The organism is Caproiciproducens galactitolivorans (genome assembly GCF_004768785.1).
Taxonomy (GTDB): Bacteria; Bacillota; Clostridia; order Oscillospirales; family Acutalibacteraceae; genus Caproiciproducens; species Caproiciproducens galactitolivorans.
Genome location: NZ_SRMQ01000004.1, coordinates 1 through 17,091 on the forward strand (window position 1 = coordinate 1; position 17,091 = coordinate 17,091).

18 protein-coding genes and 1 rRNA gene are annotated in these 17,091 nt (G+C 51.3%); 17 read left to right on the plus strand and 2 right to left on the minus strand.

The genetic code is table 11. The annotated features are described in order from the left end of the window. Positions 1-735 precede the first annotated feature (735 nt). Both rrf and aroF read left to right on the plus strand, forming a co-directional pair. A 5S ribosomal RNA gene (gene rrf / locus CAGA_RS05720) occupies positions 736-852 on the plus strand. Between the two features lie 257 nt (positions 853-1,109). Beyond that, complete coding sequence (gene aroF / locus CAGA_RS05725) at positions 1,110-2,123, plus strand: 3-deoxy-7-phosphoheptulonate synthase (protein ID WP_135658776.1); 1,014 nt, start codon at positions 1,110-1,112, stop codon at positions 2,121-2,123. Positions 2,124-2,446: 323 nt separating this feature from the next. On the opposite strand, the gene CAGA_RS05730 is transcribed toward aroF, so the two are convergent. Continuing rightward, positions 2,447-2,995, minus strand: a complete 549-nt coding sequence (locus tag CAGA_RS05730; protein WP_135658779.1) for a biotin transporter BioY — start codon at positions 2,993-2,995, stop codon at positions 2,447-2,449. 325 nt (positions 2,996-3,320) lie between these two features. Here CAGA_RS05730 and rplM point away from each other — a divergent pair, with 325 nt between their 5' ends. The 9 genes from rplM (at position 3,321) to CAGA_RS05775 (ending at position 10,892) form a co-directional block, all read left to right on the plus strand. After that, on the plus strand, positions 3,321-3,749 hold the full coding sequence (gene rplM, locus CAGA_RS05735; RefSeq protein ID WP_135658781.1) for a 50S ribosomal protein L13: 429 nt from the start codon (positions 3,321-3,323) through the stop codon (positions 3,747-3,749). 17 nt (positions 3,750-3,766) lie between these two features. Then, positions 3,767-4,168, plus strand: coding sequence for a 30S ribosomal protein S9 (gene rpsI / locus CAGA_RS05740; RefSeq protein ID WP_135658784.1), 402 nt, complete (start codon positions 3,767-3,769; stop codon positions 4,166-4,168). 1,058 nt (positions 4,169-5,226) lie between these two features. After that, positions 5,227-6,441, plus strand: a complete 1,215-nt coding sequence (locus tag CAGA_RS05745; protein WP_135658787.1) for a 3D domain-containing protein — start codon at positions 5,227-5,229, stop codon at positions 6,439-6,441. A 54-nt stretch (positions 6,442-6,495) separates the two neighbouring features. Next, positions 6,496-6,783, plus strand: coding sequence for a hypothetical protein (locus CAGA_RS05750; RefSeq protein WP_135658790.1), 288 nt, complete (start codon positions 6,496-6,498; stop codon positions 6,781-6,783). A 223-nt stretch (positions 6,784-7,006) separates the two neighbouring features. Further along, complete coding sequence (gene rpe, locus CAGA_RS05755; protein WP_207669556.1) at positions 7,007-7,651, plus strand: ribulose-phosphate 3-epimerase; 645 nt, start codon at positions 7,007-7,009, stop codon at positions 7,649-7,651. A 44-nt stretch (positions 7,652-7,695) separates the two neighbouring features. Further along, complete coding sequence (locus CAGA_RS05760) at positions 7,696-8,733, plus strand: 4Fe-4S dicluster domain-containing protein (RefSeq protein ID WP_135658794.1); 1,038 nt, start codon at positions 7,696-7,698, stop codon at positions 8,731-8,733. Continuing rightward, on the plus strand, positions 8,720-9,697 hold the full coding sequence (locus CAGA_RS05765) for an RnfABCDGE type electron transport complex subunit D (protein ID WP_243112956.1): 978 nt from the start codon (positions 8,720-8,722) through the stop codon (positions 9,695-9,697). The genes CAGA_RS05760 and CAGA_RS05765 overlap by 14 nt, the downstream gene beginning before the upstream one ends. After that, entirely contained in the window at positions 9,687-10,298 is a 612-nt protein-coding gene (locus CAGA_RS05770; RefSeq protein ID WP_167875170.1) for an Rnf-Nqr domain containing protein, read from the plus strand. The genes CAGA_RS05765 and CAGA_RS05770 overlap by 11 nt, the downstream gene beginning before the upstream one ends. A gap of 3 nt (positions 10,299-10,301) precedes the next feature. Beyond that, on the plus strand, positions 10,302-10,892 hold the full coding sequence (locus CAGA_RS05775) for an Rnf-Nqr domain containing protein (protein WP_135658800.1): 591 nt from the start codon (positions 10,302-10,304) through the stop codon (positions 10,890-10,892). Between the two features lie 71 nt (positions 10,893-10,963). Here the strand turns inward: CAGA_RS05775 and CAGA_RS05780 are convergent, their stop codons facing one another. Then, positions 10,964-11,419, minus strand: coding sequence for a hypothetical protein (locus CAGA_RS05780; RefSeq protein ID WP_135658803.1), 456 nt, complete (start codon positions 11,417-11,419; stop codon positions 10,964-10,966). Between the two features lie 285 nt (positions 11,420-11,704). On the opposite strand from CAGA_RS05780, the gene CAGA_RS05785 reads away from it, so the two are divergent. The 6 genes from CAGA_RS05785 to infB all read left to right on the plus strand — a co-directional run bounded on the left by CAGA_RS05785 (position 11,705) and on the right by infB (position 16,963). After that, complete coding sequence (locus CAGA_RS05785; protein ID WP_135658806.1) at positions 11,705-12,241, plus strand: stage V sporulation T C-terminal domain-containing protein; 537 nt, start codon at positions 11,705-11,707, stop codon at positions 12,239-12,241. Positions 12,242-12,357: 116 nt separating this feature from the next. Beyond that, positions 12,358-12,867, plus strand: coding sequence for a ribosome maturation factor RimP (locus CAGA_RS05790; protein ID WP_243112965.1), 510 nt, complete (start codon positions 12,358-12,360; stop codon positions 12,865-12,867). Next, entirely contained in the window at positions 12,864-13,922 is a 1,059-nt protein-coding gene (gene nusA, locus CAGA_RS05795) for a transcription termination factor NusA (RefSeq protein ID WP_135658810.1), read from the plus strand. Before CAGA_RS05790 ends, nusA begins: the two co-directional genes overlap by 4 nt. Positions 13,923-13,944: 22 nt before the next feature. After that, on the plus strand, positions 13,945-14,214 hold the full coding sequence (gene rnpM / locus CAGA_RS05800) for an RNase P modulator RnpM (RefSeq protein ID WP_135658813.1): 270 nt from the start codon (positions 13,945-13,947) through the stop codon (positions 14,212-14,214). Then, positions 14,207-14,530, plus strand: a complete 324-nt coding sequence (locus tag CAGA_RS05805; RefSeq protein ID WP_135658816.1) for a L7Ae/L30e/S12e/Gadd45 family ribosomal protein — start codon at positions 14,207-14,209, stop codon at positions 14,528-14,530. Before rnpM ends, CAGA_RS05805 begins: the two co-directional genes overlap by 8 nt. Positions 14,531-14,545: 15 nt before the next feature. Next, a complete protein-coding gene (gene infB, locus CAGA_RS05810) occupies positions 14,546-16,963 on the plus strand; it encodes a translation initiation factor IF-2 (protein WP_135658819.1) in 2,418 nt (805 codons plus the stop codon). The last annotated feature ends 128 nt before the right edge of the window (positions 16,964-17,091 follow it).

The following is a 17,091-nucleotide window of genomic DNA, read 5'->3' on the forward strand; positions in this document are numbered from 1 at the left end:
GCGTGTGTAAGCACGGTAACGTGTTCAGCTTGGCAGTACTAATAGGCCGAGGGCTTGACCATATTTTTCTTGGTCTCCCTCATTTCTCACTTCTGCTTTGTTTCCTTTATTCAGTTTTCAGTGTACAAATGAAAGACCTGTCCAAAAAACAGGTCTTTTTGTTATCCGCTTCGGTGTATACAACCAACCGTTCTGCTAACGGAATCAAACACGGATAGCGGTTTTCATTATTTCGAAGCCGAAAATCGGACAATGCATTATAATTTAAGCGATAGGGCTTGCGGAAATGGCTCCGTTAACGGGCCGTAGGGCCATGTAATATGCCTATCGTTTTCTGAAAAAACGATAGGCGCTATGGTTCTTTATATGCGAGTGCATATCGCGTGTGTTTGGCGCTTGGTATTGCTTATTATACGAATACCCCCGGGTTATGGAGGCTCCGGTTACTTCGCATTGAATAGGAAAACCAAACGAAACGGCACCCGATCCATTTATTATTTCAGGACACTTCTACGGCAGGGATCTCCAGCAGGCGCATCGTGCCAAGGTGCTTTTAATCATTGCAATTGTTTTGCTTGCTTTTGTTATCGTGGCGGGCATTGCCTGTGCGGCTAGCCTTGTTTCCAGTATTCTTTCTTCCGCAGAAGGAATATTTTACGAATAAAAAAATTAAAAAAACACTTGCAATTTGTCGGCAAACGTGGTATTATAATAAAGTCGTCACGAGAGATAATAGTTGGTGCTGATGATGATGAGGGTCCACCCGTTCCCATTCCGAACACGGAAGTTAAGCTCATCGATGCCGAAGATACTTGGCTGGCAACGGCCTGGGACAATAGGAAGGTGCCGACATCTTAAAGCAGTCATCCAATAGGGTGGCTGTTTTTTTATTTGTTTTGTAATTCGAAAGAATCTGGTTATAGCCCGGATTTCGAAAGGTTTCGCGGCGAGCAAAAAGGCAAGCGGATTTTATTATAAATAATAAGGATTCATGCGCTACAAGTTGCAATTTCCGAATATCCATGATAAGATATTTAGTGATTTAAAGCATAAAGTAATTGAAGTGACGAAAGAAAGGAATCCTCTAACCGGGGAGTGGGATAGATCTTATGATTATTGTAATGAAAAAGGATTCTACACAACAGGACGTGGAGAAAATCGTTGAAGTCCTAAAGGAGCACGGTTTAGGCGCGAACCTTTCCACCGGGTCGCAGGCGACGATTATCGGCGTTTTGGGCGACAAGACAAAATTAGGCGATTTTGATTTTGAATTAATGGAAGGCGTTGAGAAATGCGTTCCGATTATGCATTCCTATAAGCTGGCAAGCCATGAAATGTGCCCGGACGGGCGTGTGGTAGAGGTCGGCGAGCTGAAAATCGGCAAAAAAAAGCTGGTCATAATGGCAGGCCCGTGCGCGGTTGAGAACGAGGAGCAGATTATGCATGCGGCTCTGGGTGTAAAAGCCGGCGGCGCGCAATTCCTTCGTGGCGGCGCCTATAAGCCGAGGACTTCCCCCTATTCCTTCCAGGGCATGGAAGAGGAAGGACTTAAACTGATGCGCAAAGCCGCCGACGCCACCGGATTGAAGGTTATCAGCGAAGTAGTGGCGCACGACCAGATTGACACAGCCGGAAAGTACTGCGATATGTTGCAGATTGGCGCGCGCAATATGCAGAACTTCCGCCTTCTGCGGGAAGTCGGGCGCTCGAAAATCCCGGTGCTTCTGAAACGGGGAATTTCCTCTACGATTGAGGAATGGCTCGACGCGGCGGAATACATTATGAGCGAGGGTAACTATAATGTCGTGCTCTGCGAACGAGGGATCCGCACCTTTGAAACCGCCACGCGCAATACGCTGGATGTTTCCGCGGTTCCGGTCGTGAAGGAGCGGAGCTGCCTGCCGATTATCATTGACCCGTCCCACGCGGCGGGGAAAGCAAGGTATGTTGCCGCCCTGTCGCTGGCGGGGATTGCCGCGGGTGCGGATGGGCTGATTATCGAGGTGCACCCGAACCCGAAAGCCGCGATGAGTGACGCCGCGCAGCAGCTCACCCCGGAAAGCTTCGGACAGTTAACGAAAAAAGTCGGAGAGCTTGCGCGTGTTGTCGGACGCGAAATATAGAGAAAGACGACCGTTTTTCCGGCCGCCATTTTTATGTGTATTATCCGGCATAGGGGAACGAGGTCAACGTGATGGCTACAAAATACTTGCGCGGTTGGCGCAAATCGATGGGACAGCGTGGATGATCCTTTAGATTTCACCGATGAAAAAGCGCCTTATCGAAGAGGAAATAGAATATACAATATGTATAATAAAACAAAAATATTACAAAAGGCGAAATCCTTGCTATGCGCCATCATGACAAAAATAGAAGCCGGAACATATACTCTAGGGATAATTATTTTCTTATTATCCAGGTAGTTGTCAATTTTATTTGTCAAAATCTATACAATTGGGAATAATTTCGACTGAATTAACGCTTTGTTGATCGCCGGGGCAAGTATGGCGCAGGCGGCAAGTTTCAGGCAGTCAAACAAGACAAAGGGGAAAACCGTCGCCGAAAGGGCCTTTACCCAGCCGACGTTTGCGGAAACTGCGAAAAATACGGAGCCGAAAAGGTAGCAGATGAAAAGCGCAGCGAGCATGGCGGGAACACAGGCGGCGGTGTTTTTCTTTTTACTCCGCTCCAATATGAAAGCTGTTGCGAACGCCATAATCGGATAAGCGACCAAAAAGCCGCCGGTCGGGCCGAAAACAACGCCAGGGCCGCCCTTCCATCCGGCGAATACGGGCAGGCCGACAATCCCCAGCAGAAGATAGGCAAGCTGGGACAGAACCGCAAACCGCTTCGGCAGAATCGCCCCGGACAGGAACACAGGAAGCAGGGAAAGAGAAAGCGGCACCGGCGTAAACGGCAGCGGAAGAATGAGTTGGGCAAAGACTATCGTCAATGTGGTGAAAAGTGCGGTAACTGTTAGTTGCTTTGTTTTCATAAAATTCTCCTAATCTTTTTTATTTTAAAGTATAGCATTGAAATTTTAATTGTCAACCTTTATATTAATTATAAGTTTACGATAGACAAAAAATGAAATGACGCGCTCGTAACAGTACGATACAGCCCAAAAGCGCGTGAAATTAAGAGATATACGTCGGCAAATTAAAATATTGGCGATTTGCTCTTGACACTGCCGCCGCAATATGGTACTATCATACATGCAAATCCTTTGCGCCGGATTCCAGCGCGCTTTTTTAAAAGGCTGCCCTGCCAAAGGGGCAGGGTTTTTTATAGGATTCAAACAAATTTCAGGAGGTATAGTCATGTCCACCTATATGCCAAAGGCCGGCGAAGTTGAGCGTAAGTGGTACGTTCTCGACGCAGCAGGCAAACCGCTGGGGCGCGTAGCCGCGCAGGCCGCCATGCTGCTCCGCGGAAAACACAAAGTCACCTATGCCCCGCACGTTGACTGCGGTGATCATGTGATCATCATTAACTGCAAAGATGCGGTTCTCACCGGAAAAAAGCTGGAAAAGAAATATTATTATCATCACACAGGGTATATCGGCCATTTAAAAGCGGTTCGTTATGACACCCTTATGGATCAAAAGCCGTGCAAAGCCATGGAACTTGCCGTTAAAGGCATGATCCCCAACAATACCATCGGCCGTGCAGCCATGGGCAGACTTCGCTTGTTCGAGGGCGCAGAGCATAAGCATGCCGCCCAAAAGCCGCAAGTCTGGGATCGATAAGGGAGGAGGACTAGAGAATGTACGAGAAAGCACCCTATTTTTATGGAACCGGAAGAAGAAAAAGCTCCGTTGCCCGCGTAAGGCTTTATCAGGGCACCGGCAAGGTTACCATTAATGACAGAGATATCGACGATTACTTCGGATTGGATACCTTAAAGCTCATCGTTCGCCAGCCGTTGGTTCTGACCGGCACGAACGAGAAGTTTGACATTGTCTGCCGTGTTGCAGGCGGCGGCGTTACCGGGCAAGCCGGCGCAATCCGCCACGGCATTGCAAGAGCGCTGCTCCAGTACGATTCCGAAAATTTACGTTCTCCTTTGAAGAAGGCCGGGTTCCTGACCCGCGACCCGAGAATGAAGGAGCGCAAGAAGTACGGTCTCAAAGCGGCCCGTCGCGCACCTCAGTTCTCAAAGAGATAATTTCCATCTTCAAAACGAACGTTTTCGTGGGAAATCCACGAAAGAAAGAGCCTCCAATTGTAGGATTGAAACCTACGATTGGAGGTTTTTGTTTGTGCTTAAAAGAGGTTCCCTGATGCGGAAGCAAGGAATCGCATCCAAGCGAAATGCTTCTTTTCCGGCGCGAAAACCGATTTTTCCTTTTCTAATATATATTATAGAAGTAAGTCTGTCGGCTGTTTTTACCCCCGGATTTTAAGCGGGAAACCGGTTTCAGAAGTACAAATTTCCTTAGAATTTCAAGGCGAAAATGGATCGGAACAAGGCGCTTTCTTCAAAGGGAAATAATGTTCTTGCAGAAGAAATGGATAACCAGCGGAAAGTATGTGTGTTTCCCACATATTGGAAAATCTAGTGATAGAATCAGTTCCAATTTTAAAGCTCCATGGGAGAGGATTTCCCTTACATTATATATGGAGTTTTTACCCCTTTTTACGCTTTTCCTTTCAAGCGTTTCCTATACTATATATAGTATGTTCTCCGGACGGATATCGAATCTTTTAAAATAAAAATAGGGATGTGTAACGAAGGGATATTCTAGACGAGAAAAAACGGGGAAACTTCGTTCTTGGAACAGCAAGCTAAGTTCGACACGATTCGTCAATACAAAAAGTACAGTGAAAAAATCCAGGTACAGAGCCAAAATTTGAAGATTTTCTCTTTTTAAGATAAGCTAAAAAAAGAAAACTGTTGTCAAAAAATAAAGAATAAACAACGCTGTAATAGTTGTAACAACTTTGTAACTATGATTTTCTTACACTTTGCACAGAAAAGCCATTTTTAAAAACCGTAAGGAATGTGAAAATAATGTCAAATCAGCAATTACAGAAGGGAAAGAAGATTTTAATGACTTTTAGCATTGTGCAATATGCACAAACCAAGTCGTGTTAACAATTTGACAGCTATGCATTCGGTGGATATAATTACGCCATTGACGCATATCCTGAAAAATAGACGTGTGCCAATGTGGTGGGTAAAGCCCATATTTACTGTGCAAAAGCAAAGAAAAGGGTGACTGAATGCGAAATTTCATACGAAATAGAGCAGATTTTAAAAGCACAATAAAAAGAGTGGCTGCGCTTGCAATTATGATTATGATTACGGTCGGTTCGGTCGTCACGGTAGCGGCTGCAACTCGTAACGCTGTAATCGACTATAACGGTGAAAAGAAGAGCGTTCAGCTTTTTAGTGACGAAACCGACGATATCCTTACCGCGGCAAAAATTACGGTAAGCGACGAAGATTTGGTTGTACGCAGTCCTCAAACCGCTTCGGACGGTTCCATTCAACTGATTGTCCGCAGCGCGTATTCGGTAAATATTGAAAACGGCGGCGAAACAAAAGCCGTCACATTGCACTATGGTGACACAGTGGCGCAGGCACTTGCACAAGCGGGTGTTACGCCGGGGAAAAACGATGCAGTTTCTCCTGCGGCGGACACACCGATTACAGGACAGACCGATATCAAGGTGATAAAACGCTATAATGTCAGCATTGCGGCGGACGGGAAAACCACCCCGGTGGTCGTCAGCGAGGGCACAGTAGCGCAGGCGCTGGACGAAGCTGGTGTGGAAGTCGGGAAAAACGACATCGTCAGCGTGAAACAGGATGCCGCCGTAAGCGAAGGCATGAAGATCGCCGTCGCAAGGGTCGAGTACCGCCAGGTTACCGCCCAGCAGGCGATTCCTTTTCAGAACCGCACGGAAAAGAGCGCCAGCCTTTACAAGGGGCAGAAGCAGATCCGTATTCCCGGAAAAGCCGGCGTTAAGTCGGTTGTTCTGAATCAGAAGTTTGTCGACGGCAAGCTTGCCGGCAGTGAAGAAATTTCAAGCACAGTAATTTCGCAGCCGGTGGAGCAGGTGACCGTAGTAGGTACGAAGAAAAGAGTCGGCACGGTTGAAAACGGCGACGGAACCTTTACCGACAAGAACGGGAAGGTCGTACGCTACCGCAAATGCGTTTACGGAAAATGCACCGGGTACACCGGCGGCGGCTGGACTTCTACCGGTCAGGCGGCGGCGTTCGGGCTGGTGGCGGTAAATCCGCGGATTATTCCTTACGGAAGCAGGCTGTATATCACTTCGCCCGACGGCAAGACGGTTTACGGCTATGCAATTGCGGCGGATACCGGCGGCGGTGTTATGAACGGCAGAATTGTTGCCGACCTGTATTTCAATACAGTTGGCCAGTGCAGGCAGTTCGGCATCCGCAACATGAATATCTACGTTCTGTAAAGCGAAGCGGGGGAAACCCCGCTTTTTCCAGGAAAGAATAAGCGAGGCGGTTTTATGCGATACCTGTATTCCGCGATGTGGTTCGCGGCGGGGTTGATCCTGATTTTCCGTCTGGGCAGGGAAAACCGTATTTTTTATATTGCGGGGACGTTCTTCCTTTTCCTCGGCGGATGGTGGCTTGCCTTTGCGGCGGGAGCCGCTAACCTGTTTGCCGGCGTGTGGGGCTGGGTTTACCGCATTATTACGGCGGCGGCGCTGGTGATCTTCTGCTTTGCTTACTATAAGGAAACACAGAAAAAGAAAGCGGAAGAAACGGGCGGCAAGCCGGGTGAAGATGAATAACAAGAAAAGAGCTTCGTTTTTACGAGGCTTTTTTACTGCCAAAAAACGGATTTGTGCATACAATAGTGTGCGGGGCAAATATATTTAAACCGCTTTATTATAGATCGTCTGCCGGGACTCGCTCCCGGCAGGCACTATATAAAGTTTTGGGAACCGGTTCCAAGAAGTTGAAATCCTTGTGAAATTAAGGTAAAATAAAATATATATGGATGGAGGGATGAAAATGTTGATTGCACCTTCCGTGCTCTCTTCGGATTTTTCACAGCTTGGAAATGAAGTAAAAAGAATGGATATCTGCGGCGCAGACTGGATCCATCTTGATATAATGGATGGGCATTTTGTTCCCAACCTTACGTTCGGCGCGCCCGTTGTGCAGGCCGTGCGCAAATTTACGGACAAGCCATTTGACGTGCACCTGATGATTGACGAGCCGCTCCGGTATATGCCGGACTTTTTAAAGGCCGGCGCGGATATTGTTTCGTTCCATCTGGAAGCGCAGTCCGACCCGCGCGAAACGATTGCTGCCATTAGGGCGGGCGGTGCAAAACCGGCGATTGCCATTAAGCCGAAAACACCGGTGGAAGAGGTGTTACCTTACCTTGACGATCTTTACATGGTGCTGGTCATGACGGTAGAGCCGGGCTTCGGCGGCCAGAGCTTTATGGCCGATATGATGGAAAAGGTACGCGCGCTGAAAGCGAAAAAGCCAGACCTGCTGGTGCAGGTGGACGGCGGCATCAATCCGCAAACAGCCGTTACGGCGGCGCAGGCGGGCGTGGATATCTGCGTTGCCGGAACAAGCGTATTTAAAGCCGAGGACGCGCGCGAGGCGATCGATGCCCTGAAAGCGGCCGACGAACAAAAATAAATTCAATTTGTCCTTGACTTGATAGAGTAAATGGGGATGACGGTGTGATATTGCGGCACGGCATAAAACTGGATCAGCAAAAAGCGGCTTCCCTTCGGCACAAAATTCAGGATCTTCCGACCGCGGAAAATCAAAAAAAAACGGAGTGGCTTCCGCTGCGAAAAGGGGAACTGAATTCCAACGCGATTATCGCGGCAGCGCAGGCCGCCGGAATTGTGGACGAGTTCGACGGGGTGCCGCTTTTTCGAAAGCTGAAAAAGCTGCGCCGCCTAAAACCGGATATGATCGTCGCGTGCTGCTTTGACGAAGACCCCTGCACGACCAGCGCGATGGCCACACTTCGGGAAAATACGAACGCTATTATCGCGGGGCTGGTGCTTGCCGGGAAAGCGTGCGGCGCAAAGGAAAACAAAATCGCTGTCGCTACGAAGCACGAGGCGAAAATGATACAGAAAATAAACCCGCAGGCCGATCTGATTCTTGCCGGCGAGATGTATCCGGCGCGCGCCCTTTTGAAAAGGAAGCTGTTTGCGAACAGGAAAAATGCCGCCTATATCGGCGCGCAGGCCTGCGCTGCCCTTCTTGCTGCCATAGACGACGGCGAGCCCCAAACCTCTACGGTCGTAACGGTGGCGGGCGACGGCGTGGAGCATTGGCGCAACGTCCGGGCGCGTATCGGAACGCCGCTGAAGGAACTGCTTGAATTCTGCGGCTTAAGTGAAAAAACCTCGCTGGTGGTAACCGGTTCCTCGATTACCGGCAGGGCGGTAACGGATTTAAACGAGCCGATTGCCGCCACAACGCGCTGTGTGATTGCCTTGAAAAAGGCTCCGAATTATAAAGAGTATCCCTGTATCGGCTGCCAGCGTTGCGCCCGCGCATGCCCGCGCGGTATTGTGCCGTGGAAGATACAGCAGGAGATGCAGAACGCGAAGCCGAACCTGGTCCGGCTGACGAATGTGCAGAAATGCATCCGTTGTGCCGCGTGCACGGTCGCGTGTCCTTCGGGAATCGATTTGACCGGCGCCGTCCGGAAAGCGGCGCAATTAAAGAAAAGCGGTGACTTCATTGACATTACTTAACGCGAAAACTCCGTATCTGAAAAAAGAAACCTCCGTTTCCTCCATGATGCGGGACACGTTAACCGCGCTCGCCTTTCTGCTGGTTCTGCCGGTTGCGCGCTACGGCGCCCGTCCGCTTGCGATGGCGGCAGTTACCCTGGTAGCCTGCGTGTTGTGTGAAATCGCGTGGAGCCTGCTTCAGTCAAGAAGCATCAATACGTCCGACTGTTCCTCCATGGTGACGGGCCTGATCATTGTAATGCTGATGCCGCTGAACGCGCCGCTATGGCTTCCCTGTGCTGCCGCTGCGTTTGCAATCTTGGTTGCAAAAAAGCCGTTCGGCTCTACTGGGCATACGCCCTTTAACCCTGCGGCGGCGGGCATGGCGTTTATAACGCTCCTGTGGCCGCAGCGGATCTTTTCCTATTTCAACCCGTCAGCGGGTGAAGTGCTTCCTGTGTTTGCGGACTGCAATGTCGAAACCGCCCCTTCCCCAGCTGCAGTCCTGAAAAACGGGCTGAAACCGGATATCCTTCCGTTTGATATGCTCTGGGGTGTGTTCGCAGGCCCTGTTGGCGCAACCGGGATTCTGGTACTGTGCGCCTGCGGGCTGTATTTGTTTTTGAAACGGACCGCGAACTGGGAAATTACGGCCGGTTGCCTTTTTGCGGGCGCAGTAATGGCGGCGCTCTGGCCGCGGATTGCGTGTGCCCCGCTGACTTCCATAAAATATGAGTTGATGTCGGGTTCCCTTCTGTTTTGCGCTGTGTTTATGCTGACCGATCCGGTCACTTCGCCCCGGACGGGTTTCGGAAGGGTGCTTTACGGACTGCTTGCCGGTGTCCTGATCATGCTTTTCCGCCGCTACGGCGCGTATGAGCAGGGAGCCTGGTTTGCGATTCTGCTTGCAAACGCCGTCGTACCGCAGATCAACAGCCTGGTTTGCGGCGACCGCAGATGGGGGGAGGAACTGTATGAGGAATAGAAGGGTCCTTCTTCGGGAAACCGGCACGATCTTTTTAAACGGCGTGCTTTATAAAAATCCTGTGCTGGTCGGGGCGCTTGGGATGTTTCCGGTGGTTTTTGCAGGGAACGATTTGAAAAACGCCGCCGAACTTTCCCTTTTGTATTTTTTTCTTTCGGTTCCCTTGTCGCTCTTTTTCTGTCTTGTGGGGGAAATGGTTCCTGCGTGGATGCGCCCGGGATTGGTGCTGGCTTCTTCCGCGCTTTTTTACCTCCCTGCGGCATGGCTAACCGATAAGATTGAACCGGGTTCGATCGCTTCGCTCGGTATGGCGGCAAGCCTGATGATCTGCAATTCCATGATGCTTTCCCGCGCGAACGAATACGCGCCCACGCATATCGGCTGGGCTGTGGCTGCCGACGCGCTGGGCTGTTCCGCTGGATTTATGCTGGTAATTACGCTGACCGTATTGGTGCGCAGCCTTTTGATGACCTACGCCGACACCCAAGGGGCCATCAGCGTTTCCATGCCGTTTTTCGGTTTTTTGATTTTGGGCTTTTTTGCCGCGTTTGTCCAATGGATTAACGAGAAACGCAGCCAAAAGTCCATAAAGAAGAGGTAGCGTATGACGACTTTTGTGCAGATGCTGATCGCGGCCCTGCTTGCCGTTACAGCGGAAAACATCCTGTTTAACGGCGGTGTGGGATTCAGCCACGTGCTCCGTGCAGCGCGCCGCCCGAAGACGCTCGGCGTATATTCGCTGTTTGTCACACTTTTTTCCCTGCTTTCCTCCGTGGGCGGATTGTGGATTAGCACGCAGATGGCGAGCAGCGTATTCCGCCCGGTTTTGTTTCCCTCCGTCGTTGCTTTTTGCGCCGTACTGGAGTATGTTTTGGCGGCAATGGTTTTGAAAATGCTGTTTCTCCCGTTTTATAAACGGTACGGGCAGGTGCTCGCGCCAGCGGCGATCAATACCGTGGTGCTTTCCATACCGTTTGCTGTGAACCGTTTTTCGCTAAGCCTATCCTCCGCGGCGGGGTATGCGCTTGGAACGGGAATCGCTTTTTATTTCGCTGCGGGGATTTTGGCCCACGCGATGCCGGGGCTGAAAAACGATGCGATGCCAAAGGCGTTCCGGGGGCTTCCCGCAATGCTTCTCTATATTGGAATCCTTTCCATGGCCTTCGCTGGGCTGACGGGTGCCAAGCTCTTTTAAGGTTGGGGTGCACAGCGTTTGCTCCTGTTGCCTTCAAAAAAATCCTCCCGGCTGGTTTCCGGGAGGATTACTTAATATTTGACTGCTTTCATAAAATCGTCCACTTGATTTTTGTGGGTGAGGGTTGCTTTGCCGTAAATGACCGTTTTATTCATGCGCACCAGCGTGTGGGTCAGCTCGCCGTTTACATAGGTGTATTTGTTATAGGATGAGGAGTCCACATTGGTAGCTGTTCCGCCTGCGCCGTTCGATATGCTGGATTTTATGCTTTTGTAGGACTGCTGCGCGGAAGTTTCGGAGGAAAAGGCAAGATACGTTATCGTTGTGCCGGTTTCGCTTTTTGTCGCTTCGAGGCTTTTTTCAGCACTTACGCTGGAGCCGCTTGTGTCGGTTACTTTAAAGCCCTGGGCTTCGGCCTGCTTTTTAAATTCGTCCGCTGTAACTGCGGTGCGCGCCGAACAGCCCGCAAGCGCGAACAGGGCGGCAGCCGCGAGCACGGCGGCGCATACTTTCCACATTCTTTTCAATGTAAAACCTCCAATTTTCGGGAAAACTTATTACGCTCATTATAATACGGAGCGCCGCCGTTTACAAGCGAAAACAGGCTTCCGAAAAAGAAATACCCCTCAGAAGGAAGAAAAACCAGGGCGCTTCCGGTTTTCTTTTAATTTATTTTATGTAATTTATTAAAGAAAATCGTGAAAGAAACTGGGGCAAAATTTCCCAAAATCAACCTTGTAAAATCTTGCATAGCTTCGCTTTTCCTGCGGATAATAAGCAATGACAACACCGTAACAGGAGGGAAATAAATTTTGAAAGCTACAGGAATAGTCAGAAGAATTGATGATCTAGGCCGCGTTGTCATCCCAAAGGAAATCCGCCGCACACTTCGTATCCGCGAAGGCGATGCGCTTGAAATTTTTACCGATACGCAGGGAGGGGTTATTTTTAAGAAATATTCTCCCGTGGGTGAACTCTCCTCTTTCGCCGGGCAGTATGCGGACGTGCTTTCCAAGGTGGTCAGCCTGCCGACCCTTGTCTGTGACCGCGACCATGTCGTTGCGGCGGCGGGGGTTCCGCGCAAAGAGTTTTTGGAGCGCCGCGTTACTCCCGAACTGGAGGAGTATATGCAGAATCGGCAGAGCTTCGTGAACAAGGGAAATACCCCGCTCAAGCCGATTGAAGGCATTGACCGCACAGCGGAAGTTATCTGTCCGATTATTGCTTCCAGCGACGTAACGGGAGCTGTTATCCTGCTGTCTAACGACGGCAATGAAACCCCCACCGAAAGCGAAACAAAGCTGGCGCAGGTCGCCGCGTCGTTTTTAGGAAAGCAAATGGAAGAATAAGCGGAAAAAGGTGCAGATTTGCCCTTGCATTTAAGCGTTTGTTGTGATATTATAAACAAGTAATATTATGAAGGATGAAAGAGTGGGGCGACCCGCTCTTTTGTTTGTATTATGAGGTGAACGGATTGTCAAACAGGAAAAAGGGCGGGAATACCGTTGACGTGGTCTGGAAGCTTGCCGCTCCGATTGCGGCCGGCCTTGGCCTTACGATTTGGGACGTACGCTTTGTGAAGGAAGGGGCTGGTTGGTTCCTGCGCATTTTTATCGACAAGGAAGGCGGCGTGGGCATCGAGGACTGCGAGGCTATGAGCCGCGCGATCGACGATCCGCTCGACCAGCTTGACCCGATTGATCAGTCTTACTGCCTGGAGGTTTCTTCCCCCGGAATGGAGCGCGAGCTTGTCCGCGAGGAGCATTTCTGGGCGTTTTTGGGGGCAAAAGTCCGGGCAAAGCTGTTTCACCCCCTGGAGGACGGTCGGCGTGAGCTTATCGGAACGCTCCGGGATTTTCAGGAAGGTACGATCATTTTGGAAACGGAAAAAGGAGAAACCGTTTCACTTGCCCAAAAGGATGCCTCGTCCGTACGGCTGGTGGAAGATGATATTGTTGGAGGTATTGAGGAATGAACAGCGAAGTTTTCGAGGCTCTTTCCCTTCTGGAAAAGGAAAGGGGCATCCCGGTCGATTTTATGATCGACAAAATTAAAAAAGCGATTGTTACGGCCTGCAAGAGCAGCTACGGCAACGATGATTGCGTGATTAACATGGAACCCGAAACAGGTACGTTTGAGGTCTACCTGCGCAAGGCCGTCGTTGAGGACATAACCCATCAGGGAAAGGAAATCCTTTTGGAGGATGCGCGCAGCATTGACCCCACGGTGGGGATCGGCGACATGGTCAATGTTCAGCTCAATACCAAGGAGTTCGGGCGCATTGCGGCACAGACCGCGCGCAACATTATCCGCCAGGGCATCCGCGACGGCGAACGCGGCCAGATGATGCAAGAATTCCAAAGCAAGCATCAGGAACTGGTGAGCGCGCTGGTTGAGCGCGTTGACCCGCGCACCGGCGCGGCGACGCTGTTGATTGGAAAGGCGGAGGCAATCTTGCCGAAAAGCGAACAGGTCGGCGACGAAAAGCTGACTGAGGGCGACCACATCAAGGTGTACGTGGTCGATGTAAAGGAAACCGAAAAGGGACCGCGCGCCATGATCAGCCGCGTCCATCCCGATTTGGTGAAACGCCTGTTTGAAACCGAAGTGCCGGAAATTTACGACGGTACTGTGGAAATAAAAGCGGTGTCCCGCGAAGCGGGCTCCCGCACAAAGATTGCGGTGCTGAGCCATAACCCTGATGTAGACGCGGTCGGCGCATGCATCGGCGCGCGCGGCGCGCGCGTATCCAACATTGTCAACGAACTGGGCGGCGAAAAAATCGATATTGTCGAGTACAGCGAGGATCCCGCGAAATTTATCGCTTCCGCGCTTTCACCCGCCAATGTCCTTAAAGTGGTTCCCGCGGAGGACGGTTCGCACGCGTGCCGCGTAACGGTGCCGGAAAACCAGCTTTCCCTAGCCATTGGCAACAAGGGGCAGAATGCCCGCCTTGCCGCCAAGCTGACGGGCTGGAAAATTGATATAAAGCCGGAGAGCGGATTCTACGGCGAAGACGAGGAAGAATAACCCAGATAAGGCGGTGAGAGCGATGCAAAAGAAGAAAATACCGCTTCGCATGTGCGCGGGGTGCGGGGAAATGAAGCCAAAAAAAGAACTTGTGCGGGTTGTAAAATCGCCCGAAGGGGAAATCTCCCTTGACCTTACGGGGCGCAAACCGGGGCGCGGCGCGTATGTCTGCAAAAGCATCGATTGCCTGAAAGCCGCACGGAAATCGAGAAGATTTGAAAAATCCTTCTCCTGTAAAATTCCCGATGAGGTTTACGATCGTATGGAGGAGGAAATCAGCCAGAATGAATGAAAAAATACTGCAGCTTCTTGGCATTGCGCGGCGGGCCGGAAGGCTTTCGCTCGGAAATGACGCGGTGATCGAATCGCTGCGAAAAAGAAGCGCAAAACTCGTGCTGCTTGCAAAGGATCTGTCGCGCCGAACGTCGGGCGGGGTACGGTTTGCAGCCGACAAGGAAGGAATCGCTGTTCAGGTGCTTCCCTCCACGATGGACGAAATCAGCATGGCTCTCGGAAAGCGAACCGGAGTTGTTGCGGTGAATGATGCCGGGTTCGCTTCCAAGTTGCTTACGCTGTGCACAGCGGAAACGGCCGGAACTGAGGAATGAGGAGGAATTTGATATATGATGATAAAATACAGGGTTCATGAGGTGGCAAAAGACCTGAACGTACCGAATAAGGAAGTCATCGACACATTGCAGAAATATACCGGCGAAGTAAAAAAACATATGACCGCCCTTGACGAAAACGAACTCGATCTTGTTTTTGAAGCCTTTACGCAGAAGAACAGCTTGGAAAATCTGGACGCGTATTTTGCGGAAGGGAACCAGAAGGAAACCGTTGTCGAACCGGAAAAGCCGGATGTTTCCATCCAGCCGGAAAAACCCGCCGCATCTTCGCAGCCCGCAAAAGAGGCGCAGAAACCCGCGCGCAAAGCGGTGAAACCGGGCAAAATTACGCCGGTTGGCCCGAAACCGCAGCAGAAAACACCCGTTCCTTCCAAACCGGTTCAGAATACCCAGCCGAAAAAACCGCAGCCGGTGCATAATACCGACAACAGCATCCGCCGCCCCATGGGCCGGATTGTCGACACCCGTGCTTCCCATGTGGAGCTGGATAAATACAACGAGAAGTATGACCGCCTCGCTTCCGAGAAGATCAACACTAATAACACCGTACAGAAGCAGAAGCTGACCCAGCGCAGCAGCCAATACCGCAACAAGCCACGCAATTCCCGCAAGGAAACCGAGGCCGAGCGCCTGCGCCGTATCGCGATGGAGCGCAAGGCAAAGCCGATTACCGTTCAGATTCCGGAAGAAATCACGGTTGGCGAGCTGGCTATGCGCTTAAAGGCAACCGCCGCGGAAGTCATCAAAAAGCTGATGGGCTTGGGCGTGTTTGCCACCGTAAACGATGTGATCGACTTTGATACGGCTTCGCTTGTGGCGATGGAATTCCACGCGAAGGTGGAAAAGGAAGTCGTCGTTACCATCGAGGAGCAGATTATCGACGACAGCGAGGATGAGGACGACAACCTTGTGCCGCGCGCGCCGGTTGTTGTCGTTATGGGCCATGTTGACCACGGAAAGACCTCCCTGCTCGACGCGATCCGCCACGCGAACGTTACCGCAACTGAAGCAGGCGGAATTACCCAGCATATCGGCGCCTATCAGGTAAAGCTCGGCGACCGCGAGGTTACGTTCCTGGATACGCCGGGTCACGCCGCGTTTACCACCATGCGTGCAAGGGGTGCGCAGGTAACGGATATCGCGGTTTTGGTTGTCGCTGCGGACGACGGCATCATGCCGCAGACCGTTGAGGCGATCCACCATGCGAAGGCGGCGAGTGTTTCGATTATTGTCGCGATTAATAAGATGGATAAACCCGGCGCGAATCCCCAACATGTTATGGAACAGCTTACCGAATACGACCTTGTGCCGGAGGAATGGGGAGGCGATACTCCGTGCATTCCGGTTTCTGCGTTGAAGAAGACCGGCATTAAGGATTTGCTCGAAATGATCATCTTGGTCGCCGATATGAAAGAACTGAAGGCAAACCCGGACCGCGCGGCAAAGGGTACCGTAATTGAGGCAAGGCTCGACAAGGGCCGCGGCCCGATCGCTACGATGCTGGTGCAGAACGGTACGCTCCATACGGGCGATATTCTGGTTGCCGGCACCACCGTCGGGCGTGTGCGCGCCATGACGGACGCGAACGGCAAAAAGATTGATTCCGCGGGTCCGAGCGTTCCTGTGGAGATTACCGGTTTGGACGATGTGCCGACGGGCGGAGACATTTTCAACGCCGTTTCCGACGAACGCCTTGCAAGGGAGCTGGTGGAACAGCGCCGCAACGCGCTGAAGGAAGAGCGGTTCAACGCTCGCACGAAGGTTACTCTTGACAATCTGTTTGACCAGATGAAGCAGGGCGATATGAAGGAACTCCAAATTATCGTCAAGGCGGATGTGCAGGGTTCCGTGGAAGCGGTAAGGCAGTCGCTGGAAAAACTGAGCAACGACGAAGTCCGCGTGAATGTCATTCACGGCGGCGTCGGCGCGATCAGCGAATCCGACGTTATGCTTGCAACCGCGTCCAACGCTATTATCGTCGGCTTCAATGTGCGCCCCGACCCCGTTGCCGAGGAAAATGCGAAGCGCGACGGCGTGGATGTGCGTTTGTACCGCATTATTTACGATTGCATCGACGAAATCGAGTCCGCCATGAAGGGAATGCTTGCACCGAAATACCGCGAGGTTGCCCTTGGCAAGGCGGAATGCCGCGAAATTTATAAAATTTCCAATGTGGGCACCATTGCCGGATGCCATGTTACGACGGGCAAGATTACCCGTACCGCGGAGGTCCGCGTTGTACGCGACGGCATCGTGATCACCGAGGATAAAATTGCGTCCCTGCGCCGCTTCAAGGATGACGTAAAGGAAGTGGCCGAAGGCTACGACTGCGGCATCGGGCTTGAAAAGTTCAACGACATTAAGCAGGGAGACATTTTGGAAGCCTTTATGATGGAGGCTTATAGAGAATAAGGCACAGACTGATGGCAAATCTTTGCAACCGCAAAATTGTTCGCAATTTTGCCTCCTAAGTTGGCTGCGCTTGCAAATTCCGGCACATACGAAAGTATGCTCCTCCCTTACGGCGCTTGCCTCCTTAT

Coding starts and splice junctions, on each gene's coding strand:
- aroF (WP_135658776.1), top strand. CDS start 1,110: ATGATTATTGTAATGAAAAAGGATTCTACACAACAGGACGTGGAGAAA.
- CAGA_RS05730 (WP_135658779.1), bottom strand. CDS start 2,995: ATGAAAACAAAGCAACTAACAGTTACCGCACTTTTCACCACATTGACG.
- rplM (WP_135658781.1), top strand. CDS start 3,321: ATGTCCACCTATATGCCAAAGGCCGGCGAAGTTGAGCGTAAGTGGTAC.
- rpsI (WP_135658784.1), top strand. CDS start 3,767: ATGTACGAGAAAGCACCCTATTTTTATGGAACCGGAAGAAGAAAAAGC.
- CAGA_RS05745 (WP_135658787.1), top strand. CDS start 5,227: ATGCGAAATTTCATACGAAATAGAGCAGATTTTAAAAGCACAATAAAA.
- CAGA_RS05750 (WP_135658790.1), top strand. CDS start 6,496: ATGCGATACCTGTATTCCGCGATGTGGTTCGCGGCGGGGTTGATCCTG.
- rpe (WP_207669556.1), top strand. CDS start 7,007: ATGTTGATTGCACCTTCCGTGCTCTCTTCGGATTTTTCACAGCTTGGA.
- CAGA_RS05770 (WP_167875170.1), top strand. CDS start 9,687: ATGAGGAATAGAAGGGTCCTTCTTCGGGAAACCGGCACGATCTTTTTA.
- CAGA_RS05775 (WP_135658800.1), top strand. CDS start 10,302: ATGACGACTTTTGTGCAGATGCTGATCGCGGCCCTGCTTGCCGTTACA.
- nusA (WP_135658810.1), top strand. CDS start 12,864: ATGAACAGCGAAGTTTTCGAGGCTCTTTCCCTTCTGGAAAAGGAAAGG.
- rnpM (WP_135658813.1), top strand. CDS start 13,945: ATGCAAAAGAAGAAAATACCGCTTCGCATGTGCGCGGGGTGCGGGGAA.
- CAGA_RS05805 (WP_135658816.1), top strand. CDS start 14,207: ATGAATGAAAAAATACTGCAGCTTCTTGGCATTGCGCGGCGGGCCGGA.
- infB (WP_135658819.1), top strand. CDS start 14,546: ATGATGATAAAATACAGGGTTCATGAGGTGGCAAAAGACCTGAACGTA.